Here is an 18,123-nt window from a genome sequence, read left to right on the forward strand (position 1 = left end):
TGAATTATAAATTATAAGTGAGCTATTTATTGCATTCAGCTCTAAGCTTTCTGCATTATTAAGCGATTCCTTACTTCAAAACAAATTCTTTCGCTATATCTATCTCATCTTGTGTAATCGTATGTGGTCTACCAGGATAGATTTTCACTTGTACATCTGCATGTAATTTTTTCAAAATCTTTTCGGTATCTAAAACTCTCTGAACGGGAACATGAGGATCTGGATCACCAGTGGATATAAATACAGGCGTCCCATTAAAATCTCCTTGATATTTATTTTCAACAATTTGCTCGCCAATAACACCACCTGTAAAAGCGATCACGCCTCCAAATGCTGCAGCATGTTGTGCTACAAATTCTAAGGTCAAACAAGCACCTTGTGAAAATCCGAGAAAATAAATATCCTTATCTGCAAATCCTTTTTGCCTCAAATCTACCACTACACTATCCAAAAGTATCAATGCAGAAGATAACCAAGGTTGATTTTCCGATTCTGGAGCCATAAATGAATATGGATACCAAGTATTATTTGTTGCTTGAGGCGCTACTAAGGCGAAATCTGATATATCAAGATGAGGTGCCAGCGATAATATACTTTCGGCACTGGCTCCTCTCCCGTGTACCATGATCAAGACTTTAGACGCATCTTTTAATAATTTGCCGCCATAGACGACTTTATGTGCATGATTCATGGACTATAATTTTATTGAATTAAAGAAGGTAATACGTTTTCAATGTCTTTACGTACATTTTCATATTGTTTAGGTAATTTCAAATCTTTACCCAAAGATTCCAATGGTTCGTCTACTGTAAATCCTGGATTCTCAGTTGCAATTTCAAACAATACGCCACCTGGTTCTCTGAAATATAAGGAGTAGAAATAATCTCTATCAATCTGAGGTGTAATATTCAAACCTTTAGACAATATTTTTTCTCTTAATTCCATTTGCGCAGCTTCATTTTCTACTCTAAATGCGACGTGGTGATTGGTTCCTGCAGAGTTAATACCTCTTGCACCATCAGGTAATACAGTAATATCCACCAAATTCGCTGTTGGAAATGCTTTTGTTTCAAATCTATATTTGTTTCCTTCTTGTCCGATCAAATCATAACCTAACAAATCAGTCAACACTTCAGCTGTTGGTTCTAATTTTTGCAAACTAAGATTCACCGTATGAAAACCTTTTAAACCTTCATTTTTAGTTATTTCACTAGTTGTCCAAGGAGCTCTATCATCTGGAGTTTTAGAACCTATAAGCGAAATTTCTAGTCCATCTGGATCTTGAAATTTGATGTATTGTTCGCCAAATCTTTCTTGAATATCTTGAAAAGGTATTTTAGATTGAGTCAAACGATCTTTCCAAAATTCCAAACTATTTGCATTAACAGAATAACCGATTTCAGTGGCCATGCCTGTACCATTCGTACCTCTACGTACACCTTGCCAAGGGAAGAATGTTAATATACCACCTGGTTCGCCTACTTCATTTCCAAAGTAAAAATGATACGTTCCTGGATCATCAAAATTGACTGTTTTTTTAACTAATCTCAATCCTAAAACTTTAGTATAAAAGTCATAGTTTACTTGTGCGTTAGAGGCGATTGCTGTAATGTGGTGCAAGCCTTTTATTTCGTTTGCCATGTTATTTCCTTTTTTTGTTGACACAAAGTTGGGGACTATTTGCAAAAGCAAACTTGAACTAGATTAAGAAATTGAAAAGTAGAAGAAAAGAAAAAATCCTTGATAATTTACTCGAGTACTTTGCACTCTAATAAATTATCAAGGACTGAACTAATAAAATATCCAATTATTGTAAATGAGGTAAAATTGTTGCACGCAAGACATCATCAAGATTCCCCGACACTTTATTAGCCTTCCAACTATCAGAAAGACGAAATAATTCAGAATTCAAAGATTTTCCTTTACCCATACTTTCCACTAATGTAATTTGCGAATGTGTATCCATATACTTTTCCCAAATTTTCTCTACAGCAATCCAAAATGGCGCATAATTTTTCCAATAGTTGAGTGCTGGAGTACATTTTTCTTCTGGCTGTTGCACATATCGATTCAATCCGCTTTCTTCTACACGTATAGTATCACTAGCGCCTTCAGTTCTTTGAATTTTCAAATTATCTTGAACATGATCATAACCATTTTTCGTCAACACAAGTCGATTGGTTCTATTCAAAATATTATAGTCAGATCGTGTCGTATATTCTCTACGCGGAAGCGGTGCATCCGTTGTATTTTCCCATATAGTTTTGTTATTAACAACTTGCCAAGCTGCGGAGCCTTGATACCGGGGCGCATCTGAAACTTCCCATACAGATTGTGACCATTTACCTTTCACTTCGGATGCAGACAAAGTTACTTTTTGCCATACTCCATCTCCTTTAAAAATCCATTGAATCGGATTTTCGTAGGTCCAATCTTCACGCCAATGTTTCACAATCATCGTATCATTAATTACGAGCAAATGTTGAATTACCACTTTCGTAGGCGTATTAACAATCGGCAATGCCAATTCTGTAACATTCTCAATGGTCTCTCTTTCTCTAAATTTATAACTTGTATCCGGAGAAAAAGTCTCCGCATATTTAAAACTAACTTCGTAACAGCCACATAATTTATCGACATTCGTCTTGCTATCTTGTGCAAATCCTACTATACTAGCAACTGAAAATAAGACTAAAGGAATAATTTTTTTCATTAATTGAACTTTTTATTATTTTCTACAAAAGTCTTTCTTAAAGAAAAAATTTACATGCTTATTGCGATAAGATATTTACCAATTAAGGAAAATTTTACTATATGGATTCGTTACGCATTTGGAAGAGAAATTAGGTGAAATAGGAAATTGCTTCATTCCACGTAATTATTGTAAACAAAACTAAAGCAAGCCATTCATTTCCCTAATTTTCATCCCAAATGCACTAAGCGTTTTTATAGTAAATGGAGAAATAGAATATAACGTTCAGTGAGATAAATTTTATCTTAATGTACAAATACATTATCTCACAATTCTTCCTACTTTCGAGACCATAAAGTAACACACATTCCATGCATAAGAAATCAGGCCGTCGAAAAGCGATAAAGTTTTTTAAAGAATTAGGACCTGGTCTCGTGACAGGTGCTAGCGACGACGACCCATCAGGAATAGCAACCTATTCACAGGTAGGTGCACAATACGGTTTTGCAACCCTTTGGATGGCATGGTTTACCTTTCCATTAATGGCTGCCATGCAAAAAATGTGTGGAAAAATTGGTGTCGTTACCCAACAAGGTCTCACGAGTACCTTAAAAAATCATTATCCCAAATGGATATTGTGGACCATCATTATTTTATCCTTACCTGCAATACTCTTAAATATCGGCGCAGATATAGAAGGAATGGGAGCCGCAGCCAATCTTATTTTCCCTACAATACCAGCATTTTTATTTTCTATCTTATTTAGTGGCACTATTTTATTAAGTATTATTCTTTTTTCCTATAAAAAAATAGCCAAAATTTTAAAATGGACCTGCACGGTACTACTAGTGTATCTAATCGTTCCATTTTGTACAAATGTTAATTGGAAGTCCGTAATTCATGCTACGCTACAACCTCATATTCAGTGGAACGCGGCTTACATTAATATGATGGTTGCTATATTAGGAACCACGATATCACCTTATCTCTTTTTTTGGCAAACGACTATGGAAACAGAAGGACATAAAAAAAGAAAAAATGTTCTATTTATCGATAAAAAAGTATGGACAAGTATGAGAAAAGATATTGATTTCGGAATGTTATTTTCTAATTTAGTCATGTTTTTTATCATTCTCACTTGCGGCGCAGTTCTATATCCTAATGGTATTACTAATATTACTACAGTTGAGCAAGCGGCTCTTGCTCTCAAGCCTATTGCTGGAAATTTTGCCTATGCCTTATTTGCTATTGGTATTATTGGCACCGGTTTTTTAGCTATACCCGTTTTGTGTGGGTCCATTTCTTATATGGTTGCCGAAGCTCTTAATTGGAAAAAAGGATTTAATAAAAAGTTTTATCAAGCCAAACCATTTTATATCGTCATATCTATTTCAATGTTAGTAGGACTATGTTTACATGGATTGGGTATTTCGCCTATTCAAGCATTGATATTTTCCTCTATACTATATGGAATTACCGCACCGATCGTAATTTTAGTCATACTACATATAAGCAATAATAAAAAAATCATGAGTGAAAATACGAATGGTTGGATTGCCAATTTATTAGGAATGATAACTTTTCTTATTATGACAATTGCTGCGATTGCTCTAATCTATTTTCAATTTTAGCATCTATTTTTAACCCCATACAATTGAATACTAAAAACATTTTTTTTCGTATTGCGTAACAAATAAGAATAAAATTTACCAATAAAAAATATTCTGATTTATTTACAAAAAAAGTAATTGATAATTTATTCCTCCATAAATCAAATAATTATAATTATATATATTTATAGATTTAATTATCAAATAGTTAATATATATTTTAATTTAAAAAATGAATTTTTAATTACAAATTACTATTGATAATATAAATATAAAAAAGAAATTCCCATTTTCGTAATCATGAAACTATAAAGTGAAAATAATTTTGCATCCTTAATTATTTAATCCTTATTTTTTTATGAAAAAACTCGTACGTACATCATGCATGATGTTGCTGCTATTATTAGTAGCATTTTCTTTATATGCACAGGATTTTCAAATGGAGGGACATGTATATACACTTGATAGCCTCCCAGTTACTAATATCTTCGTCAGTTTAATTGGCTCAAGCAATAAAGTATTGACAAACAAAGATGGTGCATTCAAATTATCCAAACTGAATGCTGGCAATTTGATGATTACATTTTCTATACAAGACAAAATCATTGCACAAGAACCACTTACTATATCCAATGATACCCAACTAACGTCTAAAGATTTCTATATCCAAATAAATAAAACACAGCTAGAAGAAGTACGCGTAACTAGTTTGCATAATCGTTATAGCAGTAGTAATAGTGATTTTGTTGCAAAAATGCCGCTAAAAGATCTTGAGAATCCGCAAGTATATACAACAATAACGAATGCCGTATTAAAGGATCAATTAATTGTAAGCTACGCCGATGCATTAAAAAATGTACCCGGCGTAATTATGCAATTAGAAAATAACTCTGGTGGTGGTACGGTAACTTCTCGCGGTTTTTCCACACAGTCATTTTTACGAAATGGTGTAGTAGGCGTTGCAGGATCAGGAAGCATCGATCCTTCTAATATAGAAAATATTGAAGCAATAAAAGGTCCATCTGGAGCATTATATGGCAGTTCATTAATTTCCTATGGTGGCCTATTTAATATTGTTACAAAAAAGCCATTAGACACCACTAAAGGTGAAATAAGCTATACAAATGGCAATTATGGCTTAAACAGGTTGACTATTGACATTAACACTCCACTAAATAAAAGCAAGTCGCTTTTATTTAGATTAAATGGAGCCATACATAAAGAAGGTTCGTGGCAAGATGCGGGATTTAACAACTATACATTCTTAGCGCCATCCTTATTATACAAAATGGATCCCGCCACTACATTACAAATAGACGGCGAATTTTTAAATGAACGTGCTAATAACTTTTATAGACTTTTTGTAGATGGTTCGCTTGCTACAGGCGTGAGAAGCCCGGAGGATCTGAATATTAATTGGAAAAGACGCTTTATAGGCGATGGCATCGTAGACAAATCGAATCAACAAAAATTATTTGCTGTATTAAATCACCAGTTTTCTCCTAACTGGACGTCCAGAACTAATTTTTCTTATATCTCAGGTCAAGAATCTGGTGGTTCTGGTTGGCTGAGCGCATTAGCCGGTAACGACTCCTTATATAGGACGATGATGTGGTATGACTATTATAATAATTACGCTACAGATATCCAAGAAAATATTAATGGAGATTTTCATATTGGCAAAATGCGTAATCGTATATTATTAGGTTTAGAATATTATAGTTTGACAACAAAAGCAAGTTACGGAAGTTCTTTATTTGATAAAGTTAGTATGTCCAATCCTGGAGTGGAATATACTGCCTTGACAAATGAAAGTCTTCAAAAAGCAATGAGTGGAACTTCATTTATTCAAACTGGCGCAGTTTTAACAAATACGTATAGTGCGTATGTTCAAGATGTTTTGAATATAACGGATCGCTTAATTGCTATGGCAAGTGTGAGATGGGATTATTACGATTATAAAGGGCAAAAAAGTGTTATTACCGCTCAATATTCCGGAGGATACCATCAAGGAGCGCTGTCTCCGAAATTTGGATTAGTATACCAATTAGTAAAAGATCAATTGTCGCTATTCGGTAATTATATGAATGGTTTTTCTAATGTAGCTCCAGTCCAACAGCCTGACGGTTCAACAAGTGTATTCAAACCTGAACATGCCAATCAGTGGGAAACCGGCATTAAAGCAAATACACTTAATGGCAAATTGAGTGGAAGTGTAAGTTATTATGATATTCAAGTGAACAATGTTGTAAGAAGTGATGCACCTGCAAGACCGCAATATCAAGTACAAAATGGAACACAGTTTAGCAAAGGCATAGAAGCTCAGCTAACTGCAAATCCTATTGCTGGATTAAACATTATATTGGGCTATGCCTATAACGATAGTAAATACAAAAATATTGATAGTACGCTCAATGGATATAGACCGAGCTCAGCAGGTCCTGCAAATATGGCTAATGCATGGATCAGCTACAGATTACAACAGGGTAAATTATCTGGTATCGGATTTGGATTTGGAGGTAATTATGCATCACAAAATAAAGTAATCAATGACCTTTATGACAATTACGCATTACCCTCTTTTGTCGTTTTAAATGCAGCATTATCATACGACAAACCGAAATATAGTTTGACGTTTAAATTAGATAATCTTACGAATAAAATGTATTGGGTTGGTTGGGCTACGACAATACCTCAAATGCAACGCAGATTCTCTGCTAATTTATCAATTAGATTTTAGTTTAGTATTCCCATAGTAATAAACGAAGCATCGCACTTGTATGAGTTTTGTGCTTCGTTTATTTTTATATATTACTTAGACATATCTACTTCATAATTGTCTTTTGGGGATTTTCAAAAGCAAAAGTATTAACTAGCTGCACCATATAATGGCAACTATTGTATCTTGTCAAGCTCGATTGTACTATTTCCATATCAGTAATATCTTGATTGATATCCACATATCCCATACCCCAAAAAATCCCATTTTCTATCCAGATTATACTTTTTTCGCCTTCGTCGCGTCCTTTATCTACGATTATATAACTAGACAAATAATTATGTAAATGAGCAATTGCATCTTCTACTCTTTCATTATAAGCATCTTTTGTATCTTCCCAAATAGTACAACTATAACAATTAGCAACAAACTGACAACTACCTAACATACATTTCTTGGAACATAAGGAAAAATCTTTGACTAGCGCATGCAATAAATCTCGGCCATCTTCTTCACTAGAAAAATATTGCAAACATTGCTGATTGCGTGTAACGCGACCAATTGCCAATCTTTTAAATCCATTAATATCATAGTATTCAAATAAGCCATATTTGGGTTCAAATTGTTTCAAAGAGCGATTGTATTTGGGCCAACGATGCTTTATTTCTGCGGCTTCTAACAAGAATGCCATTAATTCTGTTCCACATATCTCAAATCTAATATGATGTATTTCCCGTAAAAAATTTTGTCGTTGTGAGCCCGTATTATTTCCCGTAAAATGTTGCCCTACTCTTTTTTGGATATTCTTAGCTTTACCGACATAAATAACTTTAAATTTATTATCTAGAAAAAAATAAACACCCGTCGCCGTAGGTAATTTTTCAAATTCTCCTTTGGATAAATTTGGCGGCAAAATATGTTCTTTCTTACCTCGCTTCAGCATATCCTCTACGCAATCTTCCGTATCTAAAGCATTTAAATATGTAAATAGTTCCGCAGTAGCATCTGCATCTCCACCAGCACGATGTCTGTTATATATCGGAATATTTAACGAGGCACATAGATTGCCCAAACTATAAGAAGTTAATCCCGGGACGACCCTGCGACTCATACGCACTGTACATAGTTTGGGAGCTTTCAGACTATAACCCGCTAATGACAAATAATGAGACACAAATGAAAAATCAAAATTAACGTTATGCGCTACAAATACACGACCATTTAACCAACTATAGATTTCCGATGCAACATCTTCAAATAGCGGCGCATTTTTCACCATTTCATTACTGATACCCGTCAGAGATTCTATAAAATAGGGAATATGTTGCACTGGATTAATTAACGTTTCATAACGATCTATTACTTTCTGTCCATCATGTATAACAATGGCAATATCTGTGATACCTGACACAGCACAGTGCCCACCAGTCGTTTCAATATCTACTATTGCATATTCTTTTTCTTGCATGGTATTCCTTTAAACACTTCTAGGGTCTGGTTTTAATGGCATTTTTGCACAACGTTGCACTTCTACTGCGGCACAACCAAAATCTACAACAACGATTCCTTCTACCAAATACAATCCCATACCATTTAATGGAAATGCTTTTAAAGATGGAGGAAAGTGTATTGTATCAACAAAGTCGCCGTACATATCCAAAAACGTTCCGAACTTCATATACTGTTGATTTTTTGTTCGCACGGTTTTATCACATATAAAATCTAATACCATACGTACAGCTAAACCTTCTAATTGCAATAAATCTTTGGCAAATGCCGAGCCCCTATAGTTGCTCTTTGCCAAAAAAAACATAGATTCTGTTATCGGCAACTCCAATAGTTCTATCTCATCATATACATCTTCTTCGATTGAGGTCTCCAGCATGGGCAAATGAACTTTTGTTTCTGACAAAGTCAATAAAGTTGGGGCTGCAACAGCCTTACTCGATTGGGACGACAGGAATAAATGCGCTTCCCATAGTAATACTTTTTTTTCTTTTCCCATCATACTAAATGCACCACAACGTATTAAGACGATCATCTGTTCCAAGCCTACATTTGTACGAATAATAAAATTTTCCAAATTAAGGTAATCGCCGTTTTCCATCCGTTCAGAAACTAATCTATGTACAAATGCTTGTTCCAAATTCAATACGCCATCCCATCCTAAATATATATCAGTTCCATATATTTTCGCCTGCAATCCACTCTTATTGATATCGGGCAAGTGGATCGTTGCTCCAAATTTTCTAGCTTCATTAATATATACTTTTCGTCCATAAAATCCGCCATAGTTATTCAAAACCGCTACCATAAATTCTAGTGGATAATAGGTTTTCAAAAAAAGGCTTTGATAGCTTTCGACTGCATAGCTCGCACTATGTGCTTTATTGAACGAAAACCCGGCAAATGATTTCATCTGATTCCATACGAGCTCAATTGTAGCATCTTCATAGCCTTTCGCCTTACAATTTTCAAAAAATTTAGTTTTTAATGCTATAATTTCACTATTGGCATCTTCACGATATTTATTATTCATCATTCGCCGCAATACATCTGCCTCCGCAAGATCCAAACCTCCAAAATGATGGCCAATTTTCATTACATCTTCTTGATACACCATTACTCCATACGTTTCTTCCAACTGCTCCTTAAAAACCGGATGCAAATATTTTACTTCATTGGGTCGACGATGACATTCTATATACGTTTTCATCATGCCACTACTCGCAACGCCTGGGCGAATAATTGAGCTCGCTGCTACCAATACCGCATAAGTACTACATTCTAATTTAGTAAGTAATTGACGCATCGCAGGACTTTCTATATAAAAGCATCCAATCGTATTTGCCGAAACCAATTGCTGTGCAATTTTTATATCTTGAAAAAAATCTTTGGGGCGATGTACATCTACGACTTCTCCTTTATTTTCTTGAATAATTTGAATACAATCATTGATATGACCTATACCACGCTGAGACAATACATCTAATTTTTCCATATTGATAGCCTCTGCTGTATACATATCAAACTGTACTGTAGGCAAACCTTTCGGAGGATAATCTATCGCACCATAATAAGACAATGGACGTTCGGAAATCAAGACACCACTAGCATGTATCGTTCTTTGGTTAGGAAAATTTCGCATCTTTTCTGATACGGAAATGATCAAGTTCGTCACTTCATTTTTATTAACAACCGCATTAGGATCTCTAACCAATTGATCTATTTCCGATTTGGGAAGTCCGTATATTTTTCCCAATTCGCGTACTATACTACGATCTTTAAATTTGCTCATCGACCCCATCAGGGCGACATGCTCATTTCCATATTTAGAAAAAATATAACTATAAACATCATCACGTTGGTTCCAACAAAAATCAATATCAAAATCAGGAGGATTTTTTCTTTTTACATTTAGAAATCGTTCAAAATACAAATTCAACTCAATCGGATCCACTTCTGTAATACCCAAACAATAAGCGACTACAGAATTTGCGCCACTACCCCGACCTACATAATAATAACCTTTATTCCGTGCATAGGTGCATATATCGTCGGTTATCAAAAAATAAGCAGCATATTTACACGCTACAATGATATCTATCTCCTTGTATATTCTCGCTAATGCAGTGGCATTATCTGCACCATATCTCTGTGAAAAGCCTGCTAAAGTTTTAGTTAATAAAATCTCTTTATCTTTTTCGAAACTTTCACTAAAACATTGCTTATTTTTCACTTCTTCATAATCAAATTCAAATTTACATTGGCATAATAAAGCTAGCGTATTACCTATTATAATAGGAAAATCTTTATACTTACATAATAATTCTTCAGAAGAAATATAGGATTCGTTTTTCAGTGCATATTGTCCTTTTTCCAATTGAGATAATAGTATATTATGATCGATCGCTCTTAGCTGTTTATGTAAAAGATAACCACCTCTGCGGTGATACGTAATAGGATACCACATCACATATTTTTTATAGTTATCGGCATCTTCCAAACGAATTTTGTTCAAATGAAAAGGACGTACTCCTATATATTCAAATGATTTCAAACTATGTATTTTTTTCTTTCCATAAGGATAAATAACATACACATATTTCCAATCAGGTGCACACTCAGGTAACTTCTTTTTATATCTATTTGTTATAGTTAGAAGCTCGTTCATTTCCCGAAAACCTTCTATACTCTGTGCAATTCCGATAAATAATAATTCTTCCTCATTTCTAAATTCTACGCCAGCCAGTCCTTTAATTTTCTTTTCTCTCGATTGATAAATAAATTCGAGTGCAAAAGCTGTGTTATTAATATCTGTCAACACGATTGTAGTATAACCACAAACCTTTGCTCCTTCCAGCAATTGTTCGATACTCAACGTACCATAGCGCAAACTATAATAACTATGAACGTTGAGTAGCATCTTTTAAATCTTTAGTTTGTAAAAAGGCTCTCTTGATAATATCTTGACCATATTTGACTCTAATATTATCTAGCGCAGATAAAAGATTCAATTCTTCAATTTTATCATTAAACATATCTGTTTGAAAGCTACCATGAATCAATTGGCTCAAGCGGATCCCGACCAAACGTATCAACATACGACGACTATATAACTTGCGAAATAAGTCCATGACTTTTTCCAAAATCACTTTATCCGAAGCGGTGTAGGGGAGCTGAATTTGTTTAGTATGCGTATCAAAATTGGCATAGCGGATTTTGAGCGTCAGACATCCTGTAATTTTTCCCATACTACGCAACTCAAAAGCCAGCTCATCTACCATTCGAAAAAGCACTTTGCGTAATTTTTCCATATCGGTCGTATCCTGTTCGAATGTAGTTTCTTTACTCATCGACTTTTGTTCGGAATAAGGAGTTACCGGCGCATCATCCAACGCATTTGCTTTTTTCCAAATCATAATCCCATTTTGCCCCATCACCTTGGCCATCGTAGGTAATTCCATTTGCTGTAAAGTACCTATTTTACTAATGCCCATATTACGCAAACTGATATAGGTCTTCTCTCCTACCATGGGAATTTTTCGAATAGATAATGGAGATAAAAATATTTTTTCCGTACCATCGGGCACTTGTAATTCTCCATCAGGTTTTGCTTGTCCCGTGGCGATTTTGGATACTGTTTTATTAATCGAAAGTCCAAATGAAATAGGCAACCCTGTGTGATCGATTATCCGTTGACGCAACTCTCTCGTCCATTGCCAACAGCCAAAAAATCGATCCAATCCCGTAATATCCAAATAATGCTCATCAATACTTGCCTTCTCCACGACCGGTGCAACTTCTGAAATAATTTCTGTCACAATACGCGAGTATTTAGCATATTCCTCCATATCACCTCTAATGATCGTGGCCTCAGGACATAACTGTCGAGCTAGACGCATTGGCATAGCAGAGTGTACACCTAACTGACGCGCCTCGTACGAACAAGAAGCAACAACAGCTCTATCAGAAAATCCACCTACGAGTATCGGTTTTCCCTTCAACCTTATATCCTTTAATCGCTCAACAGATACGAAAAAAGAATCCAAATCCATGTGTACAATATGTCGATTAACCTCTTGCATCATCCGAAAATTATTATTTCCAAATGCAATTTTACTAATATTTTTAGTATTAAAAGGATAAATATTTTAGTATTTATAAAACGAGTTGATAATCAAAAATTTAGGGAAAAAGAAAAATTAAATAATCATTTATTACAATCGAGAAATGAACTACGCAACGCCTATGGAAGATTTCTCTTTCTTATTATGTTTCAAGCCCCACTGAATCATTGCCATAAGTACAGGTTTCAATTCATGCCCTAATTCAGTAAGATCATATTCAACATGTGGCGGAATTACTTCAAATGTGTGACGCGTAATAATGCCATCCGATTCTAGTTCTTTCAATGTCTGGATCAACATTTTTTCGGTAATGGGAGATAAAGATTTTCTAAGTTCGCTATACCTTTTTGCACCTGACAATAACTGATTAATCACGCGCGCTTTCCATCTACCACCAATCTTATGCAACGTGTAAGCTACGGGGCATTTTATCTCTATGGCTTTCTTATTTAACTGATTAGAAGACGATATCTTTATAGCTGTCATAATACACACTTTAGGGTAAGTACTAGTACAAAAGTAGGTATTAAAATATATTTGCATAAATAAAAAAAGAGACAATCATGAAAGCCGTTATCGTTGAAAATAATCAAAGAATCGTCGTTGACAATATCCCACAACCTCAAAATGCAGCACCCGAACATATACTGATCAAAATGGAATATATAGGCATTAATCCTGGCGACCGAGTGTTCTTATCCGGTATGTTACCCAAAGGATTTTTTCCATCCAGCCGTTACGATATTGCGGGAGTGTCTGGTGTAGGAAAAGTGTTAGCCGTGGGAGAAGGCGTACCAAGTCATTATTTGGGTAAATATGTGACGATCTACCGTTCCTTGCAGTTTAGCGATGAAATTGTAGGTACGTGGAGCGAATATAGTCACATGCACTATATGCAGTGTGCCATATTACCAGACGCAGTAGAACCTAAACTATACTCAGGATCATTGGTAAATACAATCACCTCCTATGCATTTTTAAAACAAATACAAGCGCAAAATAAGAAAGCAATTATTTGCACTGCGGGAACTTCTGCTACAGGCATTGCATTATTGGGGTTTAGTTTGGTATATCATTTCCCTATTATTTCCATCGTCAGAACCCAAGAAGGAAAAGAACAATTGGAAAAATTAGGTGCAAAAAATATTATAGTTCAAACTGATCCACATTTTCAAACACAATTACAAACGCTCGCATCCGAATTAGAAGCAACAGCCGTTTTTGATGGAGTTGGTGGTAAAATAATCAATGATATTATTGCATATTTACCGATGAATACCGCAATTTATAGTTATGGTTATTTGGATACAAAAACGCCGTTATCCTTTCCTTCTAGCGTATTGGTGAAAGATATTTCCCTACAAAGTTTTAGTAATTTCAAAACAGAGACCGTACAAAACAAACAACAACTTACAATTGCTTTGGATGCAATTAGTCAAGTATTACACATGCCACATTTCACCACTAAAATCGGAAAAACATTTAGTCTTGACGAAGTGGAGGAGGCACTATCCTATACCTCCAATGATGGCGGTAAAGCTATTTTTAAAATATAAAAAAAACATTTACAACTATAAAAAAGTCCCACACAGTAAAACCATGTGGGAATTTTTATAGTTATCCAAACTTAATATCTACAACGTAGCATTATCAATTACAAAACGATAACGAACATCCCCTCTCAACATTCTTTCGTAAGCGGTAGAGATATCTTTGATATTGATCAATTCAATATCCGAAACAATATTATGCTCGGCTGCAAAGTCCAACATTTCTTGTGTTTCTTTAATCCCACCAATACCAGAACCGGCCACACTTTTTCTACCACCTAACAAGGCAAATGCTGCAACTTCCATTGGTTTGGGTGGTACTCCTACGCATATATGCGTACCATTCGTTTTTAATAAGGACAAATACATATTCATGTCATGCGGAGCGGAAACTGTATCCAAAATAAAATCAAAACTTCCTTTCACCGCTTCTAATTGCGCAGGATCTGAAGTCACTACGAAATGATGCGCGCCCAATTCTTTCGCGGCAGCTTCTTTGGATGGAGACGTAGATAAAACGGTAACGTCCGCACCAAATGCAACGCCCCATTTTACGCCCATGTGTCCTAATCCACCCAAACCCAAAATCGCCAATTTGTGTCCTTTTCCTACTTTCCAGTGTCTTAGTGGAGAATATGTCGTAATACCGGCACACAATAAAGGCGCAGTTGCGGCAAGGTCTAATTTATCAGAAACGTGCAAAACAAACTCTTCACGTACAACGACGTTATTAGAATACCCGCCGTATGTAGGCACGCCGCTTCTGTCGAGATTATTATACGTCTGCGTATTGCCTTCTAGACAATATTGCTCCAAATCATTTTTACAATTTTCGCATTCTTGACAAGAATCTACCATGCAACCAACGCCAGCCAATTCATCTACTTTAAAATTCTTTACATGGTCACCAACTTTGACGATACGACCGACAATTTCATGTCCTGGCACCATCGGAAATACACCAGGAAACCAATCGTTTTTAATTTGATGTAAATCTGAATGACAAACACCGCAATATAAAATCTCTATCTGTACGTCGTGCGGTCCGACTTCTCTTCTTTCAAAATCCCATGGCGCTAAATCTTCGGTCGGGCTTTGCGCCGCATATCCTTTCGCTTGTATCATAATTGATTGTTTTTTTAGATATTAAAACTATTCATTTGTTTGTAAATAAGTATAAAAATATTTCCCAATAATTGCGATTTCATTAAAACTTAATTCGATATTCAGTTCTAATTTATTCACTGCAAATTAGATTCTTGGTATAATCCATCTTCATTAACACGCATCACGCCAAACTGTTTTGAAGACGATTCAATAATAAAATGTTTACCATTGATAGTCAACTTAAAATCTTCAGCTCTTGTATTATTAGGCAAATTGAGCATCGTTATTTTTTTCGCAAGTTGTCCATTTTGCTGTTGGTATTTTTTCTGTGCATAATAGATTTCCCAAAGTTGATCTTTTCTTTTCTCCTTATCCAAATGGATAAATGTTGGTGCATTTCCTTTGGATAAATGATCTACAAATCGCACATATCCCCATTTTTCAGGTGTATGTAGATTCACCGCATATTGTGGCGACCAGGTAAAATAAGATTCAGGTATTTGTTTGCCATCCGCATCTAGCTTTTTATGATAATTTCCGTCTGCATCTGTCGTGAGCGTCCATTGAACACGCGAAAGATTCATCCTCCAAATTTTATCTTGTAAAGATTTTATTTTATCCAAACCAATAATAGAATGTATGGGAAAAGCTAGTTCAACAGTCCAACAAGAATCTTTATCCTTGTCATTATTCAAAGTACCATAGTATTTTACAGCCTCTTTAGTATTTTTAATCGTGTAACTAGAGTTAAAATCACCACCATTGCGATAAGGCTTATTCATTAAAAGATCCCAAGTAGTACCCAAGGCATTCGTCTGATATTCAATATACTGCTGTCCGTCTCCATCAGGATCTAGAAATATTTCAAAAGCATTTTCCAAAAATAATTTGGATTCATTTTGCGTCATCGTCGCCCACAATTGTGGTTCGTCAATATGGATAAAATAATACACATTTTGATCATCCCAAAGCATCTTGCACCAAGCGGTGTGAATATTATCACCAAGCGAACCAACAATCGTATGATCGATATACATTTTTGGTACATTTTGCCATGCGACCTCATCATCTATACCATCAATTTTAATCTTATCGTTTGTTTTAACCGCTTCATATTGTCGTGGTGGTAAAGTCCAAGTAGTATCTGAATATTGTAATTGTGCTTCATTAGAATTGATAAAAGCAAAGAATAAACACAAACAGAAAATAATTTTCTTCATAACCTCAATATTAATAAAAAAAGCGCAATCATTTTCGGTGATCGCGCTTGAATTTTAAGAGAGTGTTGAAATTATTTTAAAATGGTTTCCATCTTTTTTCAGGAGCAGATGCTGGATATTGTACACCATCTGGATAAGTAATAAATTCGATCAATGTACCCCAAGGCGCTTTACCATATACACCACGATTATCTTTTCCATCTTCAGCATTGGCAAGTCCATGTACATCAGATAACATCGTACCACCTGCAGCCTTGAACTGAGCGACGGATTTTTGAATATTATCTGTGTAAATAGCGATATGATTGACGCCAATATCATTCAAACCGCCAGCTGTTTTTTGTGGTGCATTGGCAAATTGAAACAATTCAATATTGGGACCATTACCGATACGTACCAATCGCATGTGCACAATCTTACTACCTTTTGGAATACCCAATTCGTGTTCAGTTTCAGCACCTTCGAATGGCTTTCCATTTTCAGGTAAGACATCGTAAAGACTCACGCCGCCCAAGGCTTTTTCCAAAAATTTACTTGCAGCATTCACATCTGGCACCGCCATACCAATATGCTCGATACCACGATTATAGCTTGTATCTACCATTTGCAAATGCATAAATGTCACCTTATTGCTAGCATATTTACCTTCAATACTTTTTCCAAATGCAATAGTGTGTGCTTCTTTTTTATGATGATCGAGTGCTGTTTGATTTTCAAATACTTCGTAAAAAACAAAAGTATTAGGATCGTCGATTTTCGTATTTAAGCGAAATTCTAACAATCCATTTTCCATCAATGCATCTTTCTGTATTTTTTTTGCGGCGTTTTCAACTTCTTGTCGATAAGCTGGTTTTGCTTTTAATTCTGTAATCGCCGCTATTCTTTCATTTTGTGCCATAGTATTGTAAGTTATTAATGAACAAAAAACAATGGTTAATGTCGTCCATAAGCGATTCTTTTTCATACGTTGTATTTTAATTTTCGTGAATGGAACTGATGATATCGTCTTGATAACCTAGCGTCACCAATGTATTGGCATGATCCAAAAATGTCAATTCATCCGGAAATACATTTTCTTTATAAAAAGAAGAAGTCAATACGGTTTCCAATCCTTCCAAAGAATCAAACCACAACTCTGCCGTACCATCAAAATCATTGACTTTCACAACAGAAGAAGTTTGCGCAATGGGATGCGTCTGTATGTAACGGATCACATGTTCTTTCGCTTCGGGTATTTGTTTGAATAATGGACCGTGTTTTTCAATATGATGTTTTACAAATTCTTCATGTGAAATTTTCGGATTGCGCTTTAACATCATTGTCATCTTAATCATAGTATTTATTTTAAATGTTTAAACGATTAAATATTTAACACCATCAAAGCTAGTAAGCATACAGGCTCATTGGCTGTAAATAGCGTACAAAAACTTGCAGAAATCCATGATACAAAATATTTAACTTTTAGTTTTTTCTTGGATAAATATTGATTATCAATACATTCAAAATCGACGTTCTTTGGAAAAATGACCTTTTTATACTATCTTTGGAAGACACGCAGGTCATTTCAACTGACCTATTTGAGGAATTCTTCATTG

The 18,123-nt window shown here is 35.1% G+C and carries 14 protein-coding genes; 3 read left to right on the plus strand and 11 right to left on the minus strand.

All coding sequences use genetic code 11. The features are described 5' to 3' along the window. Positions 1–70: 70 nt before the first annotated feature. The 3 genes from E0W69_RS12500 to E0W69_RS12510 form a co-directional block, all read right to left on the minus strand. Positions 71–691: an alpha/beta hydrolase gene (locus E0W69_RS12500; protein ID WP_131330394.1), complete on the minus strand. Its 621-nt coding sequence runs from the start codon at positions 689–691 to the stop codon at positions 71–73. Between the two features lie 11 nt (positions 692–702). Then, positions 703–1,641, minus strand: a complete 939-nt coding sequence (locus tag E0W69_RS12505; RefSeq protein WP_131330395.1) for a ring-cleaving dioxygenase — start codon at positions 1,639–1,641, stop codon at positions 703–705. Between the two features lie 166 nt (positions 1,642–1,807). Further along, positions 1,808–2,713: a DUF6607 family protein gene (locus E0W69_RS12510; RefSeq protein WP_131330396.1), complete on the minus strand. Its 906-nt coding sequence runs from the start codon at positions 2,711–2,713 to the stop codon at positions 1,808–1,810. Between the two features lie 350 nt (positions 2,714–3,063). On the opposite strand from E0W69_RS12510, the gene E0W69_RS12515 reads away from it, so the two are divergent. Both E0W69_RS12515 and E0W69_RS12520 read left to right on the plus strand, forming a co-directional pair. After that, on the plus strand, positions 3,064–4,323 hold the full coding sequence (locus E0W69_RS12515) for an NRAMP family divalent metal transporter (protein ID WP_131330397.1): 1,260 nt from the start codon (positions 3,064–3,066) through the stop codon (positions 4,321–4,323). A 337-nt stretch (positions 4,324–4,660) separates the two neighbouring features. Further along, positions 4,661–7,042: a TonB-dependent siderophore receptor gene (locus E0W69_RS12520; RefSeq protein WP_131330398.1), complete on the plus strand. Its 2,382-nt coding sequence runs from the start codon at positions 4,661–4,663 to the stop codon at positions 7,040–7,042. 85 nt (positions 7,043–7,127) lie between these two features. On the opposite strand, the gene E0W69_RS12525 is transcribed toward E0W69_RS12520, so the two are convergent. From E0W69_RS12525 to E0W69_RS12540, 4 genes are all read right to left on the minus strand, one after another. Further along, the gene (locus tag E0W69_RS12525; protein ID WP_131330399.1) at positions 7,128–8,489 is read right to left on the minus strand and encodes an exonuclease domain-containing protein; all 1,362 of its coding nucleotides are present in this window, start codon (positions 8,487–8,489) and stop codon (positions 7,128–7,130) included. A gap of 9 nt (positions 8,490–8,498) precedes the next feature. After that, a complete protein-coding gene (dnaE, locus tag E0W69_RS12530) occupies positions 8,499–11,447 on the minus strand; it encodes a DNA polymerase III subunit alpha (protein ID WP_131330400.1) in 2,949 nt (982 codons plus the stop codon). After that, a complete protein-coding gene (dinB, locus tag E0W69_RS12535) occupies positions 11,428–12,612 on the minus strand; it encodes a DNA polymerase IV (protein WP_225321247.1) in 1,185 nt (394 codons plus the stop codon). Before dinB ends, dnaE begins: the two co-directional genes overlap by 20 nt. A gap of 147 nt (positions 12,613–12,759) precedes the next feature. Further along, complete coding sequence (locus tag E0W69_RS12540) at positions 12,760–13,137, minus strand: winged helix-turn-helix transcriptional regulator (RefSeq protein ID WP_131330401.1); 378 nt, start codon at positions 13,135–13,137, stop codon at positions 12,760–12,762. A 77-nt stretch (positions 13,138–13,214) separates the two neighbouring features. On the opposite strand from E0W69_RS12540, the gene E0W69_RS12545 reads away from it, so the two are divergent. Next, positions 13,215–14,207: an alcohol dehydrogenase catalytic domain-containing protein gene (locus tag E0W69_RS12545; protein WP_131330402.1), complete on the plus strand. Its 993-nt coding sequence runs from the start codon at positions 13,215–13,217 to the stop codon at positions 14,205–14,207. Positions 14,208–14,285: 78 nt separating this feature from the next. Here E0W69_RS12545 and E0W69_RS12550 read toward each other — a convergent pair whose 3' ends face one another. The 4 genes from E0W69_RS12550 to E0W69_RS12565 all read right to left on the minus strand — a co-directional run bounded on the left by E0W69_RS12550 (position 14,286) and on the right by E0W69_RS12565 (position 17,862). After that, a complete protein-coding gene (locus E0W69_RS12550; RefSeq protein WP_131330403.1) occupies positions 14,286–15,326 on the minus strand; it encodes an NAD(P)-dependent alcohol dehydrogenase in 1,041 nt (346 codons plus the stop codon). A 116-nt stretch (positions 15,327–15,442) separates the two neighbouring features. After that, positions 15,443–16,528, minus strand: coding sequence for a carbohydrate-binding family 9-like protein (locus E0W69_RS12555; RefSeq protein ID WP_131330404.1), 1,086 nt, complete (start codon positions 16,526–16,528; stop codon positions 15,443–15,445). A 76-nt stretch (positions 16,529–16,604) separates the two neighbouring features. Further along, positions 16,605–17,492 (minus strand): antibiotic biosynthesis monooxygenase, encoded by an 888-nt coding sequence (locus E0W69_RS12560; RefSeq protein ID WP_131330405.1) that lies wholly within the window; start codon positions 17,490–17,492, stop codon positions 16,605–16,607. Between the two features lie 10 nt (positions 17,493–17,502). Then, entirely contained in the window at positions 17,503–17,862 is a 360-nt protein-coding gene (locus E0W69_RS12565) for an EthD domain-containing protein (protein ID WP_131330406.1), read from the minus strand. Positions 17,863–18,123 lie beyond the last annotated feature (261 nt).

The organism is Rhizosphaericola mali (assembly GCF_004337365.2).
Lineage (GTDB): Bacteria > Bacteroidota > Bacteroidia > Chitinophagales > Chitinophagaceae > Rhizosphaericola > Rhizosphaericola mali.